Consider the following 16,822-nt stretch of genomic DNA (forward strand, 5'->3'; position numbering starts at 1 on the left):
AACACGGGTGGTCCACGTCACACGAAGGCACGCTCCACCTGGTCACGGCTGAGCTCGGGATCGCTGCCCGGCACATAACGGGGCTCGGTGTGGGCCACGGTGGTGCCACCGGCCACCCGTCGCTGGGCCTGACGGAACTCGGGGGCGGCGCCGGCCGCGGTGTGCAGACCGTTGATCACCGACCAGACGATGGCGCGCCGCCCCGCCCGCTCGATGGGGTTGGGGTCGGTGTGCCCGATGAGCTGTTTGGCCCACCGCGGCATGGTGTCGCGGATGGCCCAGTCGACCGCGCTCTGCGGCATCGGCAGATTGGGTCCGGTGGCCATCGCCGCGCCGTGGGTGAGGGCCAGCCGGGGGAGATAGGAGTGCAGGCATTCCAGCGTCTCGGCCTTCGTGGTGGGCAGGTCGGTGCCACCCAGTGCGTGCCCGACCCTGGTGAACTCGCCGTAGTAGCGGTCGAGCTTCTTGCCCCGCAACGGATTCGGATGATAGAGCTCGTGGGCGGTGGCCAACCCCCACACCACGGTGGCGTAGTTCCAGCGCAACCACTCGGGATCGTCGGCGTCGTAGGTGGCGCCGTCGGGCCGGGTGCCCTTGATGGTGTGGTGCATGGCGCGCACGGTCCGCGAGACGCGTTCGGCGGTCTCGGTGTTGCCGTAGGCGGTGCCGATGAAGAAGGCGATCGAGTGGCCGAGCCGGATCGCGGCGCCCTTGGGGTCGATGACAGGGACGGCGGTGCCGTCGGCCTCGCGCTTGACCAGGCGTGAGTGGTGCATGCCCATCCAGTAGATGGACGGGTCGAGCCGTTCCAGATAGGCCGCGCACTGCAGGCCGAAGATCAGTGCCTCGGTATGGGAGTGCACGTGCCAGACGGCGCTGCCGGGACCGAACCAGCCCGGATCGCCCTCGGGGCCGGCGAACTCCAGGCCCTTGAAGAAGTGCCTGCGAAAGGTCTTGTCGTACCGGCCCTGCAGGCCTTGCTCCAGCACCTGGTGCGGCATGTCCACGGGTGAGCCCCTTTCTGGTCACGGCTGTAGCCAGAATACATTTTGGATACGGGCGTGACCAGATTTAGTCTGATGCGATGACTCGGTGGGCTGGCGTCGCACTGACCGATCGGCGCGCGGAACGTCGCGCGCTGTTGATCGACGCCGCCTACGCGCTGTTCGGGACGGGCGGTGAGGCCGCGCTGACAGTGCGCTCGGTATGCCGGGAAAGCGCGCTGAACACCCGTTACTTCTACGAGAGCTTCGCCGATATCGGCGAGCTGCTGGGCGCGGTGTTCGACAAGGTCGCCGGGGAGCTCGGCGCGGCCGTCGACACCGCGATGACCTCGGCCGGCGGCTCGTTGAGTGCCCGCACCCGGGCGGGTGTCGCGGCGGTGCTCGGCTTCAGCTCCGCCGACCCGCGCCGCGGCCGCGTGCTGTTCACCGACGCCCGCGCCAATCCGGTGCTCGCCGAACGGCGCGCCGCCCTGCAGGACCAACTTCTCGATGCCGTGCTCGCCGAGGGCGCGCGGCTGCACCCGGGCTCTGATCCCGTCGCCGCCCGCGTCGGCGCGGCCATGTACACCGGCGCGATGGCCGAGCTCGCCCAGCAGTGGCTCTCCGGCACGCTCGGCGAGGATCTGGACGTCGTCGTCGACGCCGCGGTCCGGTTCTTCTGAGCCCTCTTGTCCGCCGAGAGTGACGCAATGGTTGCTCCGGGGATGGCATCCGCGACCATTACGTCACTCTCGTGCCGGTATGGATCCGTCCGAGTCGCCGCTGCGTCCAAGCAGGTGTGCACATTCCATTCGACGGGGGCGTCGCGATGGCAAGCGGCGCGCTGACCCGCGGGCAACTTCGGCACCGCTATCGGCCGCTACTGCGTGGCGTCCACATCCCGCGCGGTCATCTCCCGACGCTGCGCGAGCGCATCGACGCCGCGCTGCTCGCCGTCCCTGACGGTGTGATCGGCGGGGTCGCGGCCGCCGCTCTGCACGGTGCGCGATGGGTCTCCGACGCCGAGCCGGTCGAGGTGTTCGCTCAGTGTCGGCACCAAGCCGGCCTGGTGATCCGCAAGGACCTCCTGCCCGCCGCCGAGACCACGACCGTCGGCGGCGTCCCGGTCACGACGCGTGAGCGCACCGCTTTTGACCTCGCACGCCGGTTTCGGCGCAGTGTCGCGATCGCCCGGCTGGATGCCCTCATGCGGGATGCCCCCTACCGGATCGAGGACGTCCTGGCATTGGCCGAGTCGCATCCCGGCGTCCGAGGCCTCGTGCAACTCCGCGAGATCCTGCCGTACGTCGACGGTGGTGCCGAATCGCCGCGGGAGAGCTGGCTCCGGCTGCTCTTCATCGATGCCGGGCTGCCATGGCCGAGAACGCAATTCGTCGTGCGCACCGTCGAAGGGTGCTACATCAGGCGACTCGACATGGTCTGGGAGGACTACCGGGTCGGCGCCGAGTACGACGGTGAGCAGCATCTGAGTGACCGCACGGTCTATGCCCGCGACGTGTGGGTGGGCCGCGAGCTGCAGCGCGCGGGGTGGCGCCTCATCCGCGTCATCAAAGAGGACCGGCCGAGCGACATCGTCGGCCACGCCAGGGCCGCCCTGGAGTCTCGCGGTTGGTCCGGCACCGCGGCGCGAGAGTGACGCTGTGGTCGCGTTCGACCGCGCGGGTACGACCATAGCGTCACTCTCGGCACACTAGGAGACCGCTTCCTTGCCCCACGGGGTCAGCCACGGCGTCGGCTCCCAATCCTCAAGGCCGGCCAGCAGCTCGTAGAGGGTGGCACCGTCGATACTTTCCCGGATGATGTCGCCCTGCCCGGCGTGGCGGGCCAGTTCCTCGATCATGTGGAAGATCACCCAGCGCACCGACCATGCCGCGACATCCTTGGGGAACCACGGCACCCCCTGCGGAACCGGCACCGCCGCAGCCAGATCCGCGGTCTCGATGAGGCGGATGGTCTCGGCATTCTGCTCGTCGAACGCCGCCAGGATCCCGGCAAGGGTCTCGTCCTCGCGCATGACGAACTGCTCGGTGTACTCGGCCTGCACCTCCTCCATCGGGCGGTCGTCGGCCGCGGGCAGTTGCGGGGCCGACGCGACCCGCTCCATCCACCCCTTCTGGCAACTGGTGACGTGCTTGATCAGCCCGCCGATCGACAACGCGCTGACACTGGGCGTGGATCGCGCCTGCTCGTCGGTCAGGCCGAAGGCGATCGCCCGGAAGGCGTATTGCTGGGCGGCGACGTACTCCTTGAAGCCGGCGCGCTCGTCGGCGACGGGAGGGGGCATAGCGGGCATCTCAGTTCTCCTTCTGGGTGTGGGTGAAAAGGTCTCTCAGCAGACAGATTTCGGCGCCGTGATGGATCAGCTCGCGGTTGATGTGCAGCACCAGCGCGGCCATCGGGTACTCGGCGTACGGCCCCTCGGCGGGCCCGCAGGGGCGCTGCAGGTCTGCATCGGAGAGGGCCCGCACCCCGGCCGTCCACCGCGCTTTCTCCTCGTCGAGCTGGTCCAGGGCAGTCGCCGCATCGGTGGCATACGGCCAGGTTTGGTAATCGGCGAGTGGGCCGCCGAAGTGAGAATGACTTCGCATGGCCAGTACGCCGATGATCACATGGGCCATCCGCCACGCGATCGTCGTGAACGGCGCCGGCTCGGGTTGCGGATATACGAAATCAACCCGGCCGTCCGGATGGACCGTCCAGCAGTCCGGTACCGGCGCCCAGAAGTATTCCTCGTCGGTGAGGCCGGTCAGCCTCGGTCGCAGCTGGTGATCCCAGTGGAAGTCCAGCTGGTCGGCCAGCAGTTCGGTGTTCATGGCTCAAAGACTCTCACCCGTATAGGACAGTTTCGGTCCTATGAATGCGGCAGCATGAGGGGCATGAGTACCGCCCGCGTCCTGCAGCTGCTCGGCCTGCTGCAGTCACGTCGTGTCTGGACCTCCGAGGAGCTGGCCGAACGCCTCGAGGTCACCACCCGCAGTGTGCGCCGAGATGTCGAGCGGCTGCGTGAACTCGGCTACCCGGTGCACGCCAGCAAGGGCCACGGCGGGGGCTACCAACTGGCTGCAGGCGCCGCGATGCCACCGCTGCTGCTGGATCCCGACGAGGCCGTCGCGATGGCCGTCTGCCTGCGGTTGGCTGCCGGCGGGAGCGTGGCCGGCGTGGGGGAGTCCGCGTTGCGTGCGCTCTCCAAGCTCGACCAGGTCATGCCGTCGCGGCTGCGCTCGCAGGTCGCCGCGGTACACGAAAGCACCGTCACCCTGACCCCGACGCAGAGCGACGCCCCCGTCGATCCCGAGGTGCTGATGACGCTGGCCCGGGCCTGCCGCGACCACGAACACATCGGCTGCGGGTACACCGATATCCGCGGCGCCACCTCGCAACGCCGCCTCGAGCCCTACCAACTGGTGACCACCGGACGGCGGTGGTACCTGCTGGCCTTCGACAGGGACAAGCAGGAGTGGCGCAGCCTGCGCCTGGACCGGATGGACACCGTTCGGGCGGTGGGCAGCACCTTCACCGCGCGTCCTGCCCCCGACGCCGCCCAGTACGTCCAACGCGCCATCACCAGCTCGCCCTACCGCTATATCGCCAGGGTGCGCTACCACGCGTCGCGTGATGTTGTGGCACAGACCTTCTCGTCGGCCTCGGTGCATATCGAACCCGACGGTGAACACGCCTGCATCCTGACCACCGGCGCCGACGATCCGCGGGTGATGGCGCTCTATCTGGCCATGCCCGGATGTGAGTTCGAGGTGCTCGAACCGCCGGAAGTCGCCGACGCCGTGCGGACCGCGGCCGAACTGCTGCAGCGGGCGGGCACCCGAACGTAGGGTGCGGAGCATGCGAGTGACAGCTGCGGAATCGACGGAGTTGTTCGTCGGGCCGCCGGCCGCCCCGCTGCAACTCGTCCGCGCCCACCACACCGCCTGCACGGTCCCCACGCCGGTGCGGGTGAGCGGCTACGGCATCCACGGCGAGGCCGTCGCCCAACCGGGGGATACCTACGTCGAGATCCCGGTCTATGTCGACGACCCCACCCCCGGGCAGCGTCACAACGCCCGGATCGGTGACACCGCCTTCGAGTTCGTGGTCGCCGAACCGGGCTGGACCATGCACATGATCAGCCACTTCCACTACGACCCGGTGTGGTGGAACACCCAGGCGGCCTACACCAGCCTGTGGACCGAGGATCCGCCCGGCGCGTGCCGCCAGACCAACGGTTTCGACCTCGTCACCGCCCACCTCGAGATGGCCCGCAGGGTGCCCGAATACAAGTTCGTGCTGGCCGAGGTGGACTACCTCAAACCGTTCTGGGACACCCACCCCGAGGAACGCACCGATCTGCGCCGACTCATCGACGAAGGCCGCATCGAGATCATGGGTGGCACGTACAACGAACCGAACACCAACCTCACTAGCCCTGAGACGGCGATCCGGAATTTCGTGGCCGGCATCGGTTTTCAACGCCACGTGCTCGGTGGTGACCCGGCGACGGCCTGGCAGCTCGACGTGTTCGGCCATGATCCGCAGTTTCCCGGAATGGCCGCCGACGCCGGACTGACATCGAGTTCATGGGCGCGGGGACCGCACCACCAGTGGGGACCGATGGCCGATCACGGTGACCCCGAGCGCATGCAGTTCGCCAGCGAATTCGAGTGGACCGCGCCGTCGGGGCGCGGGTTGCTGACCCACTACATGCCCGCGCACTATGCCGCGGGCTGGTGGATGGACTCCGCGCCGACGCTGGCCGACGCCGAGGCCGAAACCTACCGGCTTTTCACCGAACTGAAGAAGGTCGCGCTGACCCGCAACGTGCTCCTTCCTGTCGGCACCGACTACACGCCGCCGAACAAATGGGTCACCGAGATCCACCGGGACTGGAACGCTCGCTACACCTGGCCGCGGTTCGTCTGCGCGCTGCCGCGCGAATTCTTTGCCGCGGTCCGGGACGAACTCGACCAGACCGGGCGTCGGGCGTCGGTGCAGACCAGGGATATGAATCCCATCTACACCGGCAAGGACGTCTCCTATATCGACACCAAACAGGCCAACCGCGCCGCCGAGAACGCGGTGCTGGAGGCCGAGCGCTTCGCGGTGTTCGCCGGTGTGCTCGGCGGCGTCCGGTATCCGCAGGCCGCGTTGGCCAAGGCCTGGGTGCAGCTGGCATATGGTGCCCACCACGACGCCATCACCGGGTCCGAGTCCGACCAGGTGTACCTGGACCTGCTGACCGGCTGGCGCGACGCCTGGGAGATCGGCCGCGGTACCCGTGACAACGCGCTACGACTGCTCTCCGGTGCGGTGAACGTACCGATGGTGGTATGGAACCCACTGGCGCACAACCGAACCGATATCGTCACCGCCGAGTTCGACCACGACTTCACCGGTGTGGTCCGCGATGTCGACGGCGCCGAGTTGCCGACCCTGATCGAGGACGGGCGGGTCAGCTGGCTGGCCGAGGGGGTCGGCTCGTTGGGCTGGCAGGGATATCGCCTCGACGGCGACGTCCGCGGGTCGCGCTGGGAACCCCACGACGGGGTTGCCATCGCCACCGCCCGGCATCGCGTGACCGTGGATCCCGACCGCGGCGGCGGGGTCAGCTCGTTGATCACCGACGGTCGGGAATGGATCGCCCCCGGGTGCGTCGGCAACGAACTCGCCGTCTACGCCGAGTATTCCGCCCATCCGCAGGCCGGCGAGGGGCCCTGGCATCTGCTGCCGCGCGGGCCGGTGACCACGTCGGCCGAACATCCCGCTGCGGTGCAGCTGTGGCGCTGCGCGCTCGGTGAACGGCTGGTCGTCACCGGGCATATCGGGGACGTGGTGAGCTACACCCAGACCATCACCGTCTGGCACGGTGTCGAGCGCATCGAATACCGCACCGTGATAGACGAATTCACCGGCTCGGACGATCTGCTGCGGCTGCGCTGGCCGTGCCCGGTGCCCGGCGCCATGCCCGTCAGCGAGGTCGGCGACGCCGTCATCGGTCGCGGGTTCGGACTGTTCCACGACGGAGACGAAGCGGTGGACGCCGCCGTGCACCCGTCCACCCTGGACAACCCCGCCTACGGCTGGTTCGGTCTGTCGGCGACGCTGCGGGTCCGCGTCGGGGAGCACACCAGGGCGATCTCGGTGGCCGAGGTCGTGGTCGGCGACGACGATTTCGATGCCCGCGAGGTGATGGTGGCGCTGGTGCGCACGGGTGTCACCGCCACCTGCACCGTAGCCGGACAGCCGCGCTATGGGGATCTGGCCGTGGATTCCAACCTGCCCGATGCCCGGCTTGCCATCGGAGGCCCCGACGAGAACGGTTTCACCGCAGCGGTATTGGCGTGCGCGCCGGAATACCGCCAGGAGTTCGACCGTCAGCTTTCGGCGACCGGTGCGGCCCGCGTCTGGGTTCCCGCGGTCGCCCCGCTGGGACAGGAATGGGTGCCGGGGGCCGACCTGCGCGGCGAGCGCACCTTGCCGGTTCTGGTCATCGCCGGTGGTCTCACCGCGCTGATCGACGATATCGCCGACGCCGAGATCGCGGTGTCGCAGCAGACGCCGGCCGGGATGGAGCCCTTCGAATCGGCGACGGTGGCGTTGCTCAACCGCGGTGTGCCCGGCTTCGCCGTCGAACCCGACGGTTCACTGCACACGTCCCTGATGCGGTCGTGCACGGGGTGGCCGTCGGGGACCTGGATCGACCCGCCGCGGCGCACCGCGCCGGACGGCTCCAACTTCGGCCTGCAGCACTGGACGCACACCTTCGACTATGCGCTGGTCGCCGGTTCCGGCGACTGGCGGGATCGTGGAATACCGCGCTGCAGCGCCGAATTCGGCCACCCGCTGATCGCGGTGGTGAATCGGCGGGCAGGAGCGGATCTGCTCCCCGCACACGGCGCACTGCTCGACGTGGACGCCGAGGGTGTCCAGCTCGGAGCGCTCAAGGCCGCCGGTAACCCGATGACGGCCGGCGCGCTCGCTGGCGTTGACGCGGGTTCGGTGGCCATGCGGCTGGTCGAGACGCATGGCAGGCATACGCCGTTCGTCATCCGCTCGGGTATCTGCGCGGTGTCCGGGATGCGCCACGTCGACCTGTTGGAAAACGATGCCGGCCCGGCCGCCGATGCGCTGCACGGCTACCAGATCGCCACCCTGCTGGCGCATCTGGACGCGGTGCAGATCCTGCACGCCGACAACGACAGCATCGGCCCCGAAGCCGAAGCGGCGCAACCGGTCTACGCGCGCTACTGGCTGCACAACCGGGGGCCCGCTCCGCTGGGCGGGTTGCCCGCTGTCGCGCACGTGCATCCCAGGCAGGCGCAGGTGCAGCCGGGTACGCCGCTGCCGCTGCGGCTGACCGCCGCCAGCGATTGCACCGACGCCGCACTGCGCGGGCGGGTCCGGCTGATCTGCCCGCCGCAATGGTCCGCCGACCCCGACGAGGTGGCCTTCGTGCTACCGCCGGGGGAGTATCTCGACGCCGAGGTCGCCGTGGCGGTACCCGCCGCGGCGCCGCCGGGCCTGTACCCGGTGCGGGTGGAGCTGGCGCTCACCGGCGGACGAGGTCTGCCGGCCACGTGGCGTCAGGTGGTCGAGGATGTCTGTCTGGTGCAGGTGGGCCAGACGGATCGGGCGGCCGAAGGGCAGGTTCTGCGGCTGGTCGACGGGCCCGCAGAGGTGCGCGTGCGACCGGGCGGCCAAGCTCGGCTGAGCGTCACCGTCGGCACCGACGCCCGCGCCGATCTCTCGGTGGAGGCCCATCTGATCAGCCCGTGGGGGACCTGGGAGTGGTTGGGGCCCGCGGTGATCGGCGCAGAGCTGCCCGCCGAGGGCCGGGTCACGCTGGACTTCGACGTCAGCCCGCCGCGCTGGGTTTCACCGGGCCGATGGTGGGCGCTGGTCCGGGTGGCCGCCGCGGGCACGCTGGTGTACTCGCCCGCCGTCGCGGTGGTGGTGACGTGACCGCCGCGCTGGTGGGTGGTGTCCCGATCACCGTCGCCCAGGTCGACGAGCGGGAAAGGGTCCTGCGGGAGGGTAATTCGGCCGCCGCGCTGCCCCGGCCGGGCACCGGTGAGGGCCGTCAGTTGCGACGCTGGCTGACCCAGCTGCTGGCCGCCGAACGTGTCGTCGAACTCGAGGCGGGCACCGCGGGCCATGTCCCGACGCAGGAGGAGATACTGCCCGATATGACCGCGCGCCTGGAGATCGGCAGCATCGCCGCGGCCGTCCTGAGCACGCCCGCGGGCCGCGCCGCCTTCGCCGCCGTCACCGCAGGGGTCGACGTCACCGATATCGAGATCGCCGACTACCACCGGCGCAACCCCGGCCGGTTCGGGCCGCGTCGATCGGTGCCGCTGGCACTCGACGAGGCCTATCTGCTGATCGCCGAACACCTGCGGTCGGCGGCGCAGCGGCGGGCGTTCCGGCAATGGCTCGACGCCCGCACCGCCGAACTGGTGCAGCTGGCACCGGGCTACGAGCACCCCGGCGATCCGCGTCAACCCGACAACACCCACCGACACTGATGACGGTCCTCGCGATCGACATCGGCGGCACCAAGATCGCCGCCGCACTGGTCGACGGCGGCACCCTGGTGCACCGGACCGAGGTACCCACACCGCAGACCTCGGCCGAGGATGCCTGGGGTGCGACGGCGGAACTGATCACCGCGACCCTTGCCGCCGAGCCGACCGGGGGCGTCGAGGCCATCGGCATCTCCTCGGCCGGACCGGTGGACCTCGGCGCCGGGACGATCAGCCCGGTCAACATCGCCGTGTGGCGGGACTTCCCGATCGTGGCCCGGGTGGCGCAGCAGACCGGGCTGCCCGTGCGTCTCGGCGGTGACGGGCTGTGCATGGCGCTCGGCGAGCACCGGTACGGCGCGGGACGCGGCGCACAGTTCCTGCTGGGCATGGTGGTCTCGACCGGTATCGGCGGCGGACTGGTGCTCGGCGGCGTGCCCTATGACGGCCGCACCGGCAACGCCGGACATGTCGGGCACACGGTGATCGAACTCGACGGGCAGCGCTGTCCGTGCGGGGGCCGCGGCTGCGTGGAGACGGTGGCTTCCGGCCCGGCGATGACCCGCTGGGCCCGCGCGCAGGGCTGGGCGGGTACCGATGCCAAACAGCTTGCCGCGGATGTGCAACGCGATGACCCGATCGCCGTCGAGGCGTTCCGCCGGGGCGCGACGGCGGTGGCCGCGATGATCGCCTCCACCGCGGCGGTATGCGATCTGGATCTGGCGGTCATCGGCGGTGGGGTGGCCAAGGCCGGGCCGGTGCTGTTCGACCCGCTGCGTGCGGCACTGGCCGACTACGCCGGACTGGCCTTCCTGCGCAGCCTGCGAGTGGTGCCCGCCGAGTTGGGGTCGGATGCCGGGCTGATCGGAGCGGGGGTGCTGGCGACCACCTGATCCGAGACGTTCTTCGCGGATTTGGGCTGGGGCCGCCCGGCAGGCTATTCTTCTGCAGTTCCACCGAAGACCGTAGGTCACCGATGAGCAGTCGGTTGAAGGTCCGGGATTTCCCGGCGGCCCACGCAGGAGGACGAGGTAGAAGCATTCTTGCGCGCCCCGACCTTTCTGTGTCGGGGCGTTTGTGATTTCTGGCCCCTCATGCGGTGGACGACCCAACCATCACGAGGAGGCAAGCATGGCCAAGGCTGAAAAGGCCACCGCGGTCGCCGACATCGCCGAGAAGTTCAAGGAGGCGACGGCCACCGTCGTCACCGAGTACCGCGGCCTGACGGTGTCCAATCTTGCCGAGCTGCGCAGGTCGCTGGGCGACGGAACCACCTACACGGTTGCCAAGAACACCTTGGTCAAGCGTGCGGCTGCCGAAGCCGGCATCGAGGGTCTGGACGATCTGTTCGCCGGCCCGACCGCCATCGCGTTCATCAGCGGTGAGCCCGTTGACGCCGCGAAGGCGATCAAGAAGTTCGCCAAGGACAACAAGGCACTGGTCGTCAAGGGCGGCTACATGGACGGAAAGGCTCTTTCCGTCGATGAGGTCAACCGGATCGCCGATCTGGAATCGCGCGAGGTCCTGCTGTCCAAGCTGGCCGGCGCGCTGAAGGCGAAGCAGTCCCAGGCCGCGGCGCTGTTCGTTGCGCCCGCGTCCCAGATCGCCCGTCTGGCCGCAGCTCTGCAAGAGAAGAAGGCCGGCTCGGAAAACACCGACGCCGCTTAAGCACACCACCACCCACAGAGATAAGGAATCACCATGGCAAAGCTGTCCACCGAAGAACTGCTCGACGCGTTCAAGGAAATGACCCTGCTGGAGCTCTCTGAGTTCGTGAAGCAGTTCGAGGAGACCTTCGACGTCACCGCCGCCGCTCCGGTCGCCGTGGCCGCCGGCCCCGCCGCCGGTGCGCCCGCCGAGGCCGCCGAAGAGCAGAGCGAATTCGACGTCATCCTCGAGGGTGCCGGCGACAAGAAGATCGGCGTCATCAAGGTCGTCCGCGAGATCGTCTCCGGCCTGGGCCTGAAGGAAGCCAAGGATCTGGTCGACGGCGCGCCCAAGCCGCTGCTGGAGAAGGTCAGCAAGGAAGCCGCTGAGGATGCCAAGGCCAAGCTCGAGGCCGCCGGCGCCAGCGTCACCGTCAAGTAGTTCACTCGCACTGCGGGCCGGGTCGATCATTCGACCCGGCCCGCAGTCGTTTCTCCCGCCCGTAGGGCAACCGTTCGTCGTTGCTGGAAATGGGCGTACGTTACAGTGACTCAAGCCACAGGTGCCCCTGGCGAGTGGCAGTACCCGGGCTGCAATCGGAAGGAACATGTATGGGCGTCCAAATCGACGTGAACAACCTGAGCAAGTCGTTCGGGTCGTCGAAGATCTGGGAAGACGTCACGATGTCGATTCCCGCAGGTGAGGTCAGCGTGCTGCTGGGCCCCTCGGGTACCGGTAAGTCGGTGTTCCTGAAGTCACTGATCGGCCTGCTGCGGCCTGAGCGCGGCTCGATCATCATCGATGGCACCAACATCCTGGAGTGCTCGGCCAAGGAGCTCTACGAGATCCGCACGCTGTTCGGTGTGCTGTTCCAGGACGGCGCGCTGTTCGGCTCGATGAACATCTACGACAACACGGCCTTCCCGCTGCGCGAGCACACGAAGAAGTCCGAGTCCGAGATTCGCAACATCGTGATGGAAAAGCTCGAGCTGGTCGGTATGCCCAATGACGGGCACAAGTTCCCCGGTGAGATCTCCGGTGGTATGCGCAAGCGTGCGGGCCTGGCCCGCGCGTTGGTGCTGGACCCGCAGATCATCCTGTGTGACGAGCCGGACTCCGGTCTGGATCCGGTCCGTACCGCGTATCTGTCGCAGTTGCTGATCGATATCAACGCCCAGATCGACGCGACGGTGCTGATCGTGACGCACAACATCAACATCGCTCGCACGGTGCCCGACAACATCGGCATGCTGTTCCGCAAGCAGCTGATCATGTTCGGCCCCCGCGAGGTGCTGCTGACCAGCGAAGAGCCGGTGGTCAAGCAGTTCCTCAACGGTCGGCGTATCGGGCCGATCGGTATGTCGGAGGAGAAGGACGAGGCCACCGCTGCGGCCGAGCAGGCCATGATGGAGGCCGGTCAGCACGACGGTGGCGTCGAGGAGATCGAGGGTGTGCCCCCGCAGCTGATGGCCACTCCCGGTATGCCCGAGCGTAAGGCTGTGGGTCGTCGTCAGGCTCGGGTGCGCGAGATCCTGCACACGCTGCCGCCGGCCGCCCAGGAGGCGATCCGCGACGATCTGGAGGGCACCCACCAGTACGCCTCGCACGAGCCCGGCCACGCCCCCGCCCGTCCGCACAACCAGGAGGACGACGCTCCGACGCAGTCCATCCCGGTGAGCAACCAGTAGAACCTGATCCGACAAGAAACCGCCCGGGCGACAGCCCGGGCGGTTTCTTGTCGGGGCCGGATCGCAATGTTCCGCTGACAGCTCCGTCATGGATATATAGGCACGACGCGGCTGTCAGCGGAACATTGCGCCGAGCAAATCTGAAAACTCCACAGCCGACACGGCCTTATCTCTTGACGGACGGCGGCAAACGGGCCAGTCTGTTGGGCAGCAATGTATGAGGCAAAGTGCAGGATCCAGTCGCCAGCCAGCGCCGGACGCACCCCATACATGCCGTGGTTGAGGAATGCGCCATGTTCCGCTATTGTTGGACGTTGCGCTGGCTGCATCCTGCCCACCCTTCTGTGCACCTGACATCGTGGACCTAGCCTGAGCCCCTGCTCAGTGATCTAGGTCGCGTGCCATTGCTCGAAGATTCGGGCTTGAGAGCCAGCCGAACCGATGCAGATATAGCTGGAAGGGTGCATCTTGGCAGTCTCGAGCCAGAGCAAGTCAGATTCCACTAATAGCTCCGTTCCGGGAGCGCCCAATCGTATTTCCTTCGCCAAGCTCCGCGAGCCTCTTGAGGTTCCGGGGCTGCTCGACGTTCAGACCGACTCGTTCGAGTGGCTGGTCGGTTCGGACAAGTGGCGCACCAAGGCAGTCGACCGCGGCGATGTGAACCCCGTTGGCGGTCTGGAAGAGGTCCTTGCCGAACTCTCCCCGATCGAGGACTTCTCCGGCTCCATGTCGCTGAGCTTCTCGGATCCGCGCTTCGACGAGGTCAAGGCCCCGGTCGACGAGTGCAAAGACAAGGACATGACGTACGCGGCCCCGCTGTTCGTCACGGCCGAGTTCATCAACAACAACACCGGCGAGATCAAGAGCCAGACGGTCTTCATGGGTGACTTCCCGATGATGACCGAGAAGGGCACCTTCATCATCAACGGCACCGAGCGTGTCGTGGTGAGCCAGCTGGTCCGTTCGCCGGGTGTGTACTTCGACTCGTCGATCGACAAGGCGACCGAGAAGGACCTGCACAGCGTCAAGGTCATCCCGGGCCGCGGCGCGTGGCTGGAGTTCGACGTCGACAAGCGCGACACCGTCGGTGTGCGCATCGACCGCAAGCGCCGCCAGCCCGTCACCGTGCTGCTCAAGGCGCTCGGCTGGACCAACGAGCAGATCACCGAGCGCTTCGGCTTCTCCGAGATCATGATGAGCACGCTGGAGAAGGACAACACCGCCGGTACCGACGAGGCGCTGCTGGACATCTACCGGAAGCTGCGCCCGGGCGAGCCCCCGACCAAGGAGTCGGCGCAGACCCTGCTGGAGAACCTGTTCTTCAAGGACAAGCGCTACGACCTGGCCCGCGTGGGCCGGTACAAGGTGAACAAGAAGCTCGGCCTGAACGCGGGCCAGCCGATCACCAACTCGACGCTGACCGAAGAGGACGTCGTCGCCACCATCGAGTACCTGGTGCGTCTGCACCAGGGCGACAAGGTGATGACCGCGCCCGGTGGTGTCGAGGTGCCCGTCGAGGTCGACGACATCGACCACTTCGGTAACCGTCGTCTGCGCACCGTCGGCGAGCTGATCCAGAACCAGATCCGGGTCGGCCTGTCGCGTATGGAGCGTGTCGTGCGTGAGCGCATGACCACCCAGGACGTCGAGGCGATCACCCCGCAGACCCTGATCAACATCCGTCCCGTCGTGGCGGCGATCAAGGAGTTCTTCGGGACCAGCCAGCTGTCGCAGTTCATGGACCAGAACAACCCGCTGTCGGGTCTGACCCACAAGCGCCGTCTGTCGGCGCTGGGCCCCGGCGGTCTGTCCCGTGAGCGTGCCGGCCTCGAGGTCCGTGACGTGCACTCCAGCCACTACGGCCGGATGTGCCCGATCGAGACCCCGGAAGGCCCGAACATCGGCCTGATCGGTTCGCTGTCGGTGTACGCACGGGTCAACCCGTTCGGCTTCATCGAGACGCCGTACCGCAAGGTCACCGACGGTGTGGTCACCGACCAGATCGACTACCTGACCGCCGACGAGGAGGACCGCCACATCGTGGCGCAGGCCAACTCGCCGCTGGACGCCAACGGCCGCTTCGAGGAGGACCGCATCCTGGTCCGCCGTAAGGGTGGCGAGGTCGAGTTCGTCGCCGCCGAAGACGTGGATTACATGGACGTCTCGCCGCGCCAGATGGTGTCGGTCGCGACGGCGATGATCCCGTTCCTCGAGCATGACGACGCCAACCGTGCCCTGATGGGTGCCAACATGCAGCGCCAGGCCGTTCCGCTGGTCCGCAGCGAGGCCCCGCTGGTCGGTACCGGCATGGAATTGCGTGCCGCCATCGACGCCGGTGACGTTGTCGTCGCCGACAAGACCGGTGTCATCGAAGAGGTCTCGGCCGACTACATCACCGTGATGGCCGATGACGGCAGCCGCCAGACCTACCGGATGCGCAAGTTCGCCCGGTCCAACCACGGCACGTGCGCCAACCAGCGCCCGATCGTGGACACCGGACAGCGTGTCGAGGCCGGCCAGGTTCTGGCCGACGGTCCGTGCACCGAGAACGGTGAGATGGCGCTGGGCAAGAACCTGCTCGTCGCCGTCATGCCGTGGGAGGGGCACAACTACGAGGACGCGATCATCCTCTCCAGCCGTCTGGTTGAAGAAGACGTGCTCACCTCGATTCACATCGAAGAGCACGAGATCGATGCCCGCGACACCAAGCTGGGCGCCGAGGAGATCACCCGGGATATCCCGAACGTCTCCGATGAAGTGCTGGCCGATCTCGACGAGCGCGGCATCATCCGCATCGGCGCCGAGGTCCGCGACGGCGACATCCTGGTCGGCAAGGTCACCCCGAAGGGCGAGACCGAGCTGACCCCGGAAGAGCGCCTGCTGCGTGCCATCTTCGGTGAAAAGGCCCGTGAGGTCCGCGACACGTCGCTCAAGGTGCCCCACGGCGAGTCCGGCAAGGTCATCGGTATCCGCGTGTTCTCCCGCGAGGATGACGACGAGCTGCCCGCCGGTGTCAACGAACTGGTCCGCGTCTACGTGGCCCAGAAGCGCAAGATCTCCGACGGCGACAAGCTCGCCGGACGCCACGGCAACAAGGGCGTCATCGGCAAGATCCTGCCGATCGAGGACATGCCCTTCATGCCCGATGGCACCCCGGTGGACATCATCCTGAACACCCACGGTGTGCCGCGTCGTATGAACATCGGCCAGATCCTGGAAACCCACCTCGGGTGGGTCGCCAAGGCCGGCTGGAACATTGAGGGTTCACCCGAATGGGCGGCGAAGCTGCCCGAGGGGATGCAGTCGGCTCCGGCCGACAGCATCGTGGCCACCCCGGTGTTCGACGGCGCGCAGGAGAAGGAGCTCGAAGGCCTGCTCGGCTCGACGCTGCCCAACCGCGACGGTGACGTCATGGTCAACGCGCAGGGCAAGTCCGAGCTGTTCGACGGCCGCAGTGGCGAACCGTTCCCGTACCCGGTGACGGTCGGCTACATGTACATCCTGAAGCTGCACCACCTGGTCGACGACAAGATCCACGCCCGTTCGACCGGTCCGTACTCGATGATCACCCAGCAGCCGCTCGGTGGTAAGGCGCAGTTCGGTGGTCAGCGGTTCGGTGAGATGGAGTGCTGGGCCATGCAGGCCTACGGCGCGGCGTACACGCTGCAGGAGCTGCTCACCATCAAGTCCGACGACACGGTGGGTCGCGTCAAGGTGTACGAGGCAATCGTCAAGGGCGAGAACATCCCCGAGCCGGGCATCCCGGAGTCGTTCAAGGTGCTTCTCAAGGAGCTGCAGTCGCTCTGCCTGAACGTCGAGGTGCTGTCTTCGGACGGCGCGGCGATCGAGATGCGTGACGGAGACGACGAGGACCTGGAGCGCGCCGCTGCCAACCTCGGAATCAACCTGTCGCGCAACGAATCCGCCTCTGTCGAAGATCTGGCCTAATAAGTATTTCTAGTCCCGCAAG

At 67.6% G+C, this 16,822-nt stretch carries 13 protein-coding genes; 10 read left to right on the forward strand and 3 right to left on the reverse strand.

What is annotated here, in order from left to right; all coding sequences use genetic code 11:
• Window positions 1-17: 17 nt before the first annotated feature.
• Window positions 18-1,007, reverse strand: coding sequence for an oxygenase MpaB family protein (locus G154_RS10630; RefSeq protein ID WP_019513992.1), 990 nt, complete (start codon window positions 1,005-1,007; stop codon window positions 18-20).
• 77 nt (window positions 1,008-1,084) lie between these two features.
• Between G154_RS10630 and G154_RS10635 the strand changes: the two genes are divergently transcribed.
• Both G154_RS10635 and G154_RS10640 read left to right on the forward strand, forming a co-directional pair.
• Window positions 1,085-1,666, forward strand: a complete 582-nt coding sequence (locus tag G154_RS10635; protein ID WP_019513993.1) for a TetR/AcrR family transcriptional regulator — start codon at window positions 1,085-1,087, stop codon at window positions 1,664-1,666.
• A 116-nt stretch (window positions 1,667-1,782) separates the two neighbouring features.
• The gene (locus tag G154_RS10640) at window positions 1,783-2,640 is read left to right on the forward strand and encodes a hypothetical protein (RefSeq protein ID WP_023985318.1); all 858 of its coding nucleotides are present in this window, start codon (window positions 1,783-1,785) and stop codon (window positions 2,638-2,640) included.
• Window positions 2,641-2,694: 54 nt separating this feature from the next.
• Here G154_RS10640 and G154_RS10645 read toward each other — a convergent pair whose 3' ends face one another.
• Both G154_RS10645 and G154_RS10650 read right to left on the reverse strand, forming a co-directional pair.
• The gene (locus tag G154_RS10645) at window positions 2,695-3,297 is read right to left on the reverse strand and encodes a DinB family protein (protein WP_023985319.1); all 603 of its coding nucleotides are present in this window, start codon (window positions 3,295-3,297) and stop codon (window positions 2,695-2,697) included.
• A 1-nt stretch (window position 3,298) separates the two neighbouring features.
• Window positions 3,299-3,817: a DinB family protein gene (locus tag G154_RS10650; RefSeq protein WP_019513996.1), complete on the reverse strand. Its 519-nt coding sequence runs from the start codon at window positions 3,815-3,817 to the stop codon at window positions 3,299-3,301.
• Between the two features lie 63 nt (window positions 3,818-3,880).
• Here G154_RS10650 and G154_RS10655 point away from each other — a divergent pair, with 63 nt between their 5' ends.
• From G154_RS10655 to G154_RS10690, 8 genes are all read left to right on the forward strand, one after another.
• Entirely contained in the window at window positions 3,881-4,834 is a 954-nt protein-coding gene (locus G154_RS10655; RefSeq protein WP_019513997.1) for a YafY family protein, read from the forward strand.
• A 10-nt stretch (window positions 4,835-4,844) separates the two neighbouring features.
• Window positions 4,845-8,957: an NEW3 domain-containing protein gene (locus tag G154_RS10660; RefSeq protein ID WP_023985320.1), complete on the forward strand. Its 4,113-nt coding sequence runs from the start codon at window positions 4,845-4,847 to the stop codon at window positions 8,955-8,957.
• Window positions 8,954-9,520: a hypothetical protein gene (locus G154_RS10665; RefSeq protein ID WP_019513999.1), complete on the forward strand. Its 567-nt coding sequence runs from the start codon at window positions 8,954-8,956 to the stop codon at window positions 9,518-9,520. The genes G154_RS10660 and G154_RS10665 overlap by 4 nt, the downstream gene beginning before the upstream one ends.
• Window positions 9,520-10,410 (forward strand): ROK family protein, encoded by an 891-nt coding sequence (locus G154_RS10670; protein WP_019514000.1) that lies wholly within the window; start codon window positions 9,520-9,522, stop codon window positions 10,408-10,410. Before G154_RS10665 ends, G154_RS10670 begins: the two co-directional genes overlap by 1 nt.
• 238 nt (window positions 10,411-10,648) lie before the next feature.
• Window positions 10,649-11,185 carry a 50S ribosomal protein L10 gene (gene rplJ / locus G154_RS10675; protein ID WP_019514001.1) on the forward strand — a complete coding sequence of 179 codons (537 nt, stop codon included), beginning with the start codon at window positions 10,649-10,651 and terminating at the stop codon, window positions 11,183-11,185.
• Between the two features lie 33 nt (window positions 11,186-11,218).
• A complete protein-coding gene (gene rplL, locus G154_RS10680) occupies window positions 11,219-11,605 on the forward strand; it encodes a 50S ribosomal protein L7/L12 (RefSeq protein ID WP_019514002.1) in 387 nt (128 codons plus the stop codon).
• A 170-nt stretch (window positions 11,606-11,775) separates the two neighbouring features.
• Window positions 11,776-12,852, forward strand: coding sequence for an ABC transporter ATP-binding protein (locus G154_RS10685; protein WP_019514003.1), 1,077 nt, complete (start codon window positions 11,776-11,778; stop codon window positions 12,850-12,852).
• Window positions 12,853-13,305: 453 nt separating this feature from the next.
• Window positions 13,306-16,800 (forward strand): DNA-directed RNA polymerase subunit beta, encoded by a 3,495-nt coding sequence (locus G154_RS10690; protein ID WP_110806929.1) that lies wholly within the window; start codon window positions 13,306-13,308, stop codon window positions 16,798-16,800.
• Window positions 16,801-16,822 lie beyond the last annotated feature (22 nt).

It is taken from the genome of Mycobacterium sp. VKM Ac-1816D (assembly GCF_000416385.1).
GTDB classification, from domain to species: Bacteria; Actinomycetota; Actinomycetes; order Mycobacteriales; family Mycobacteriaceae; genus Mycobacterium; species Mycobacterium neoaurum_A.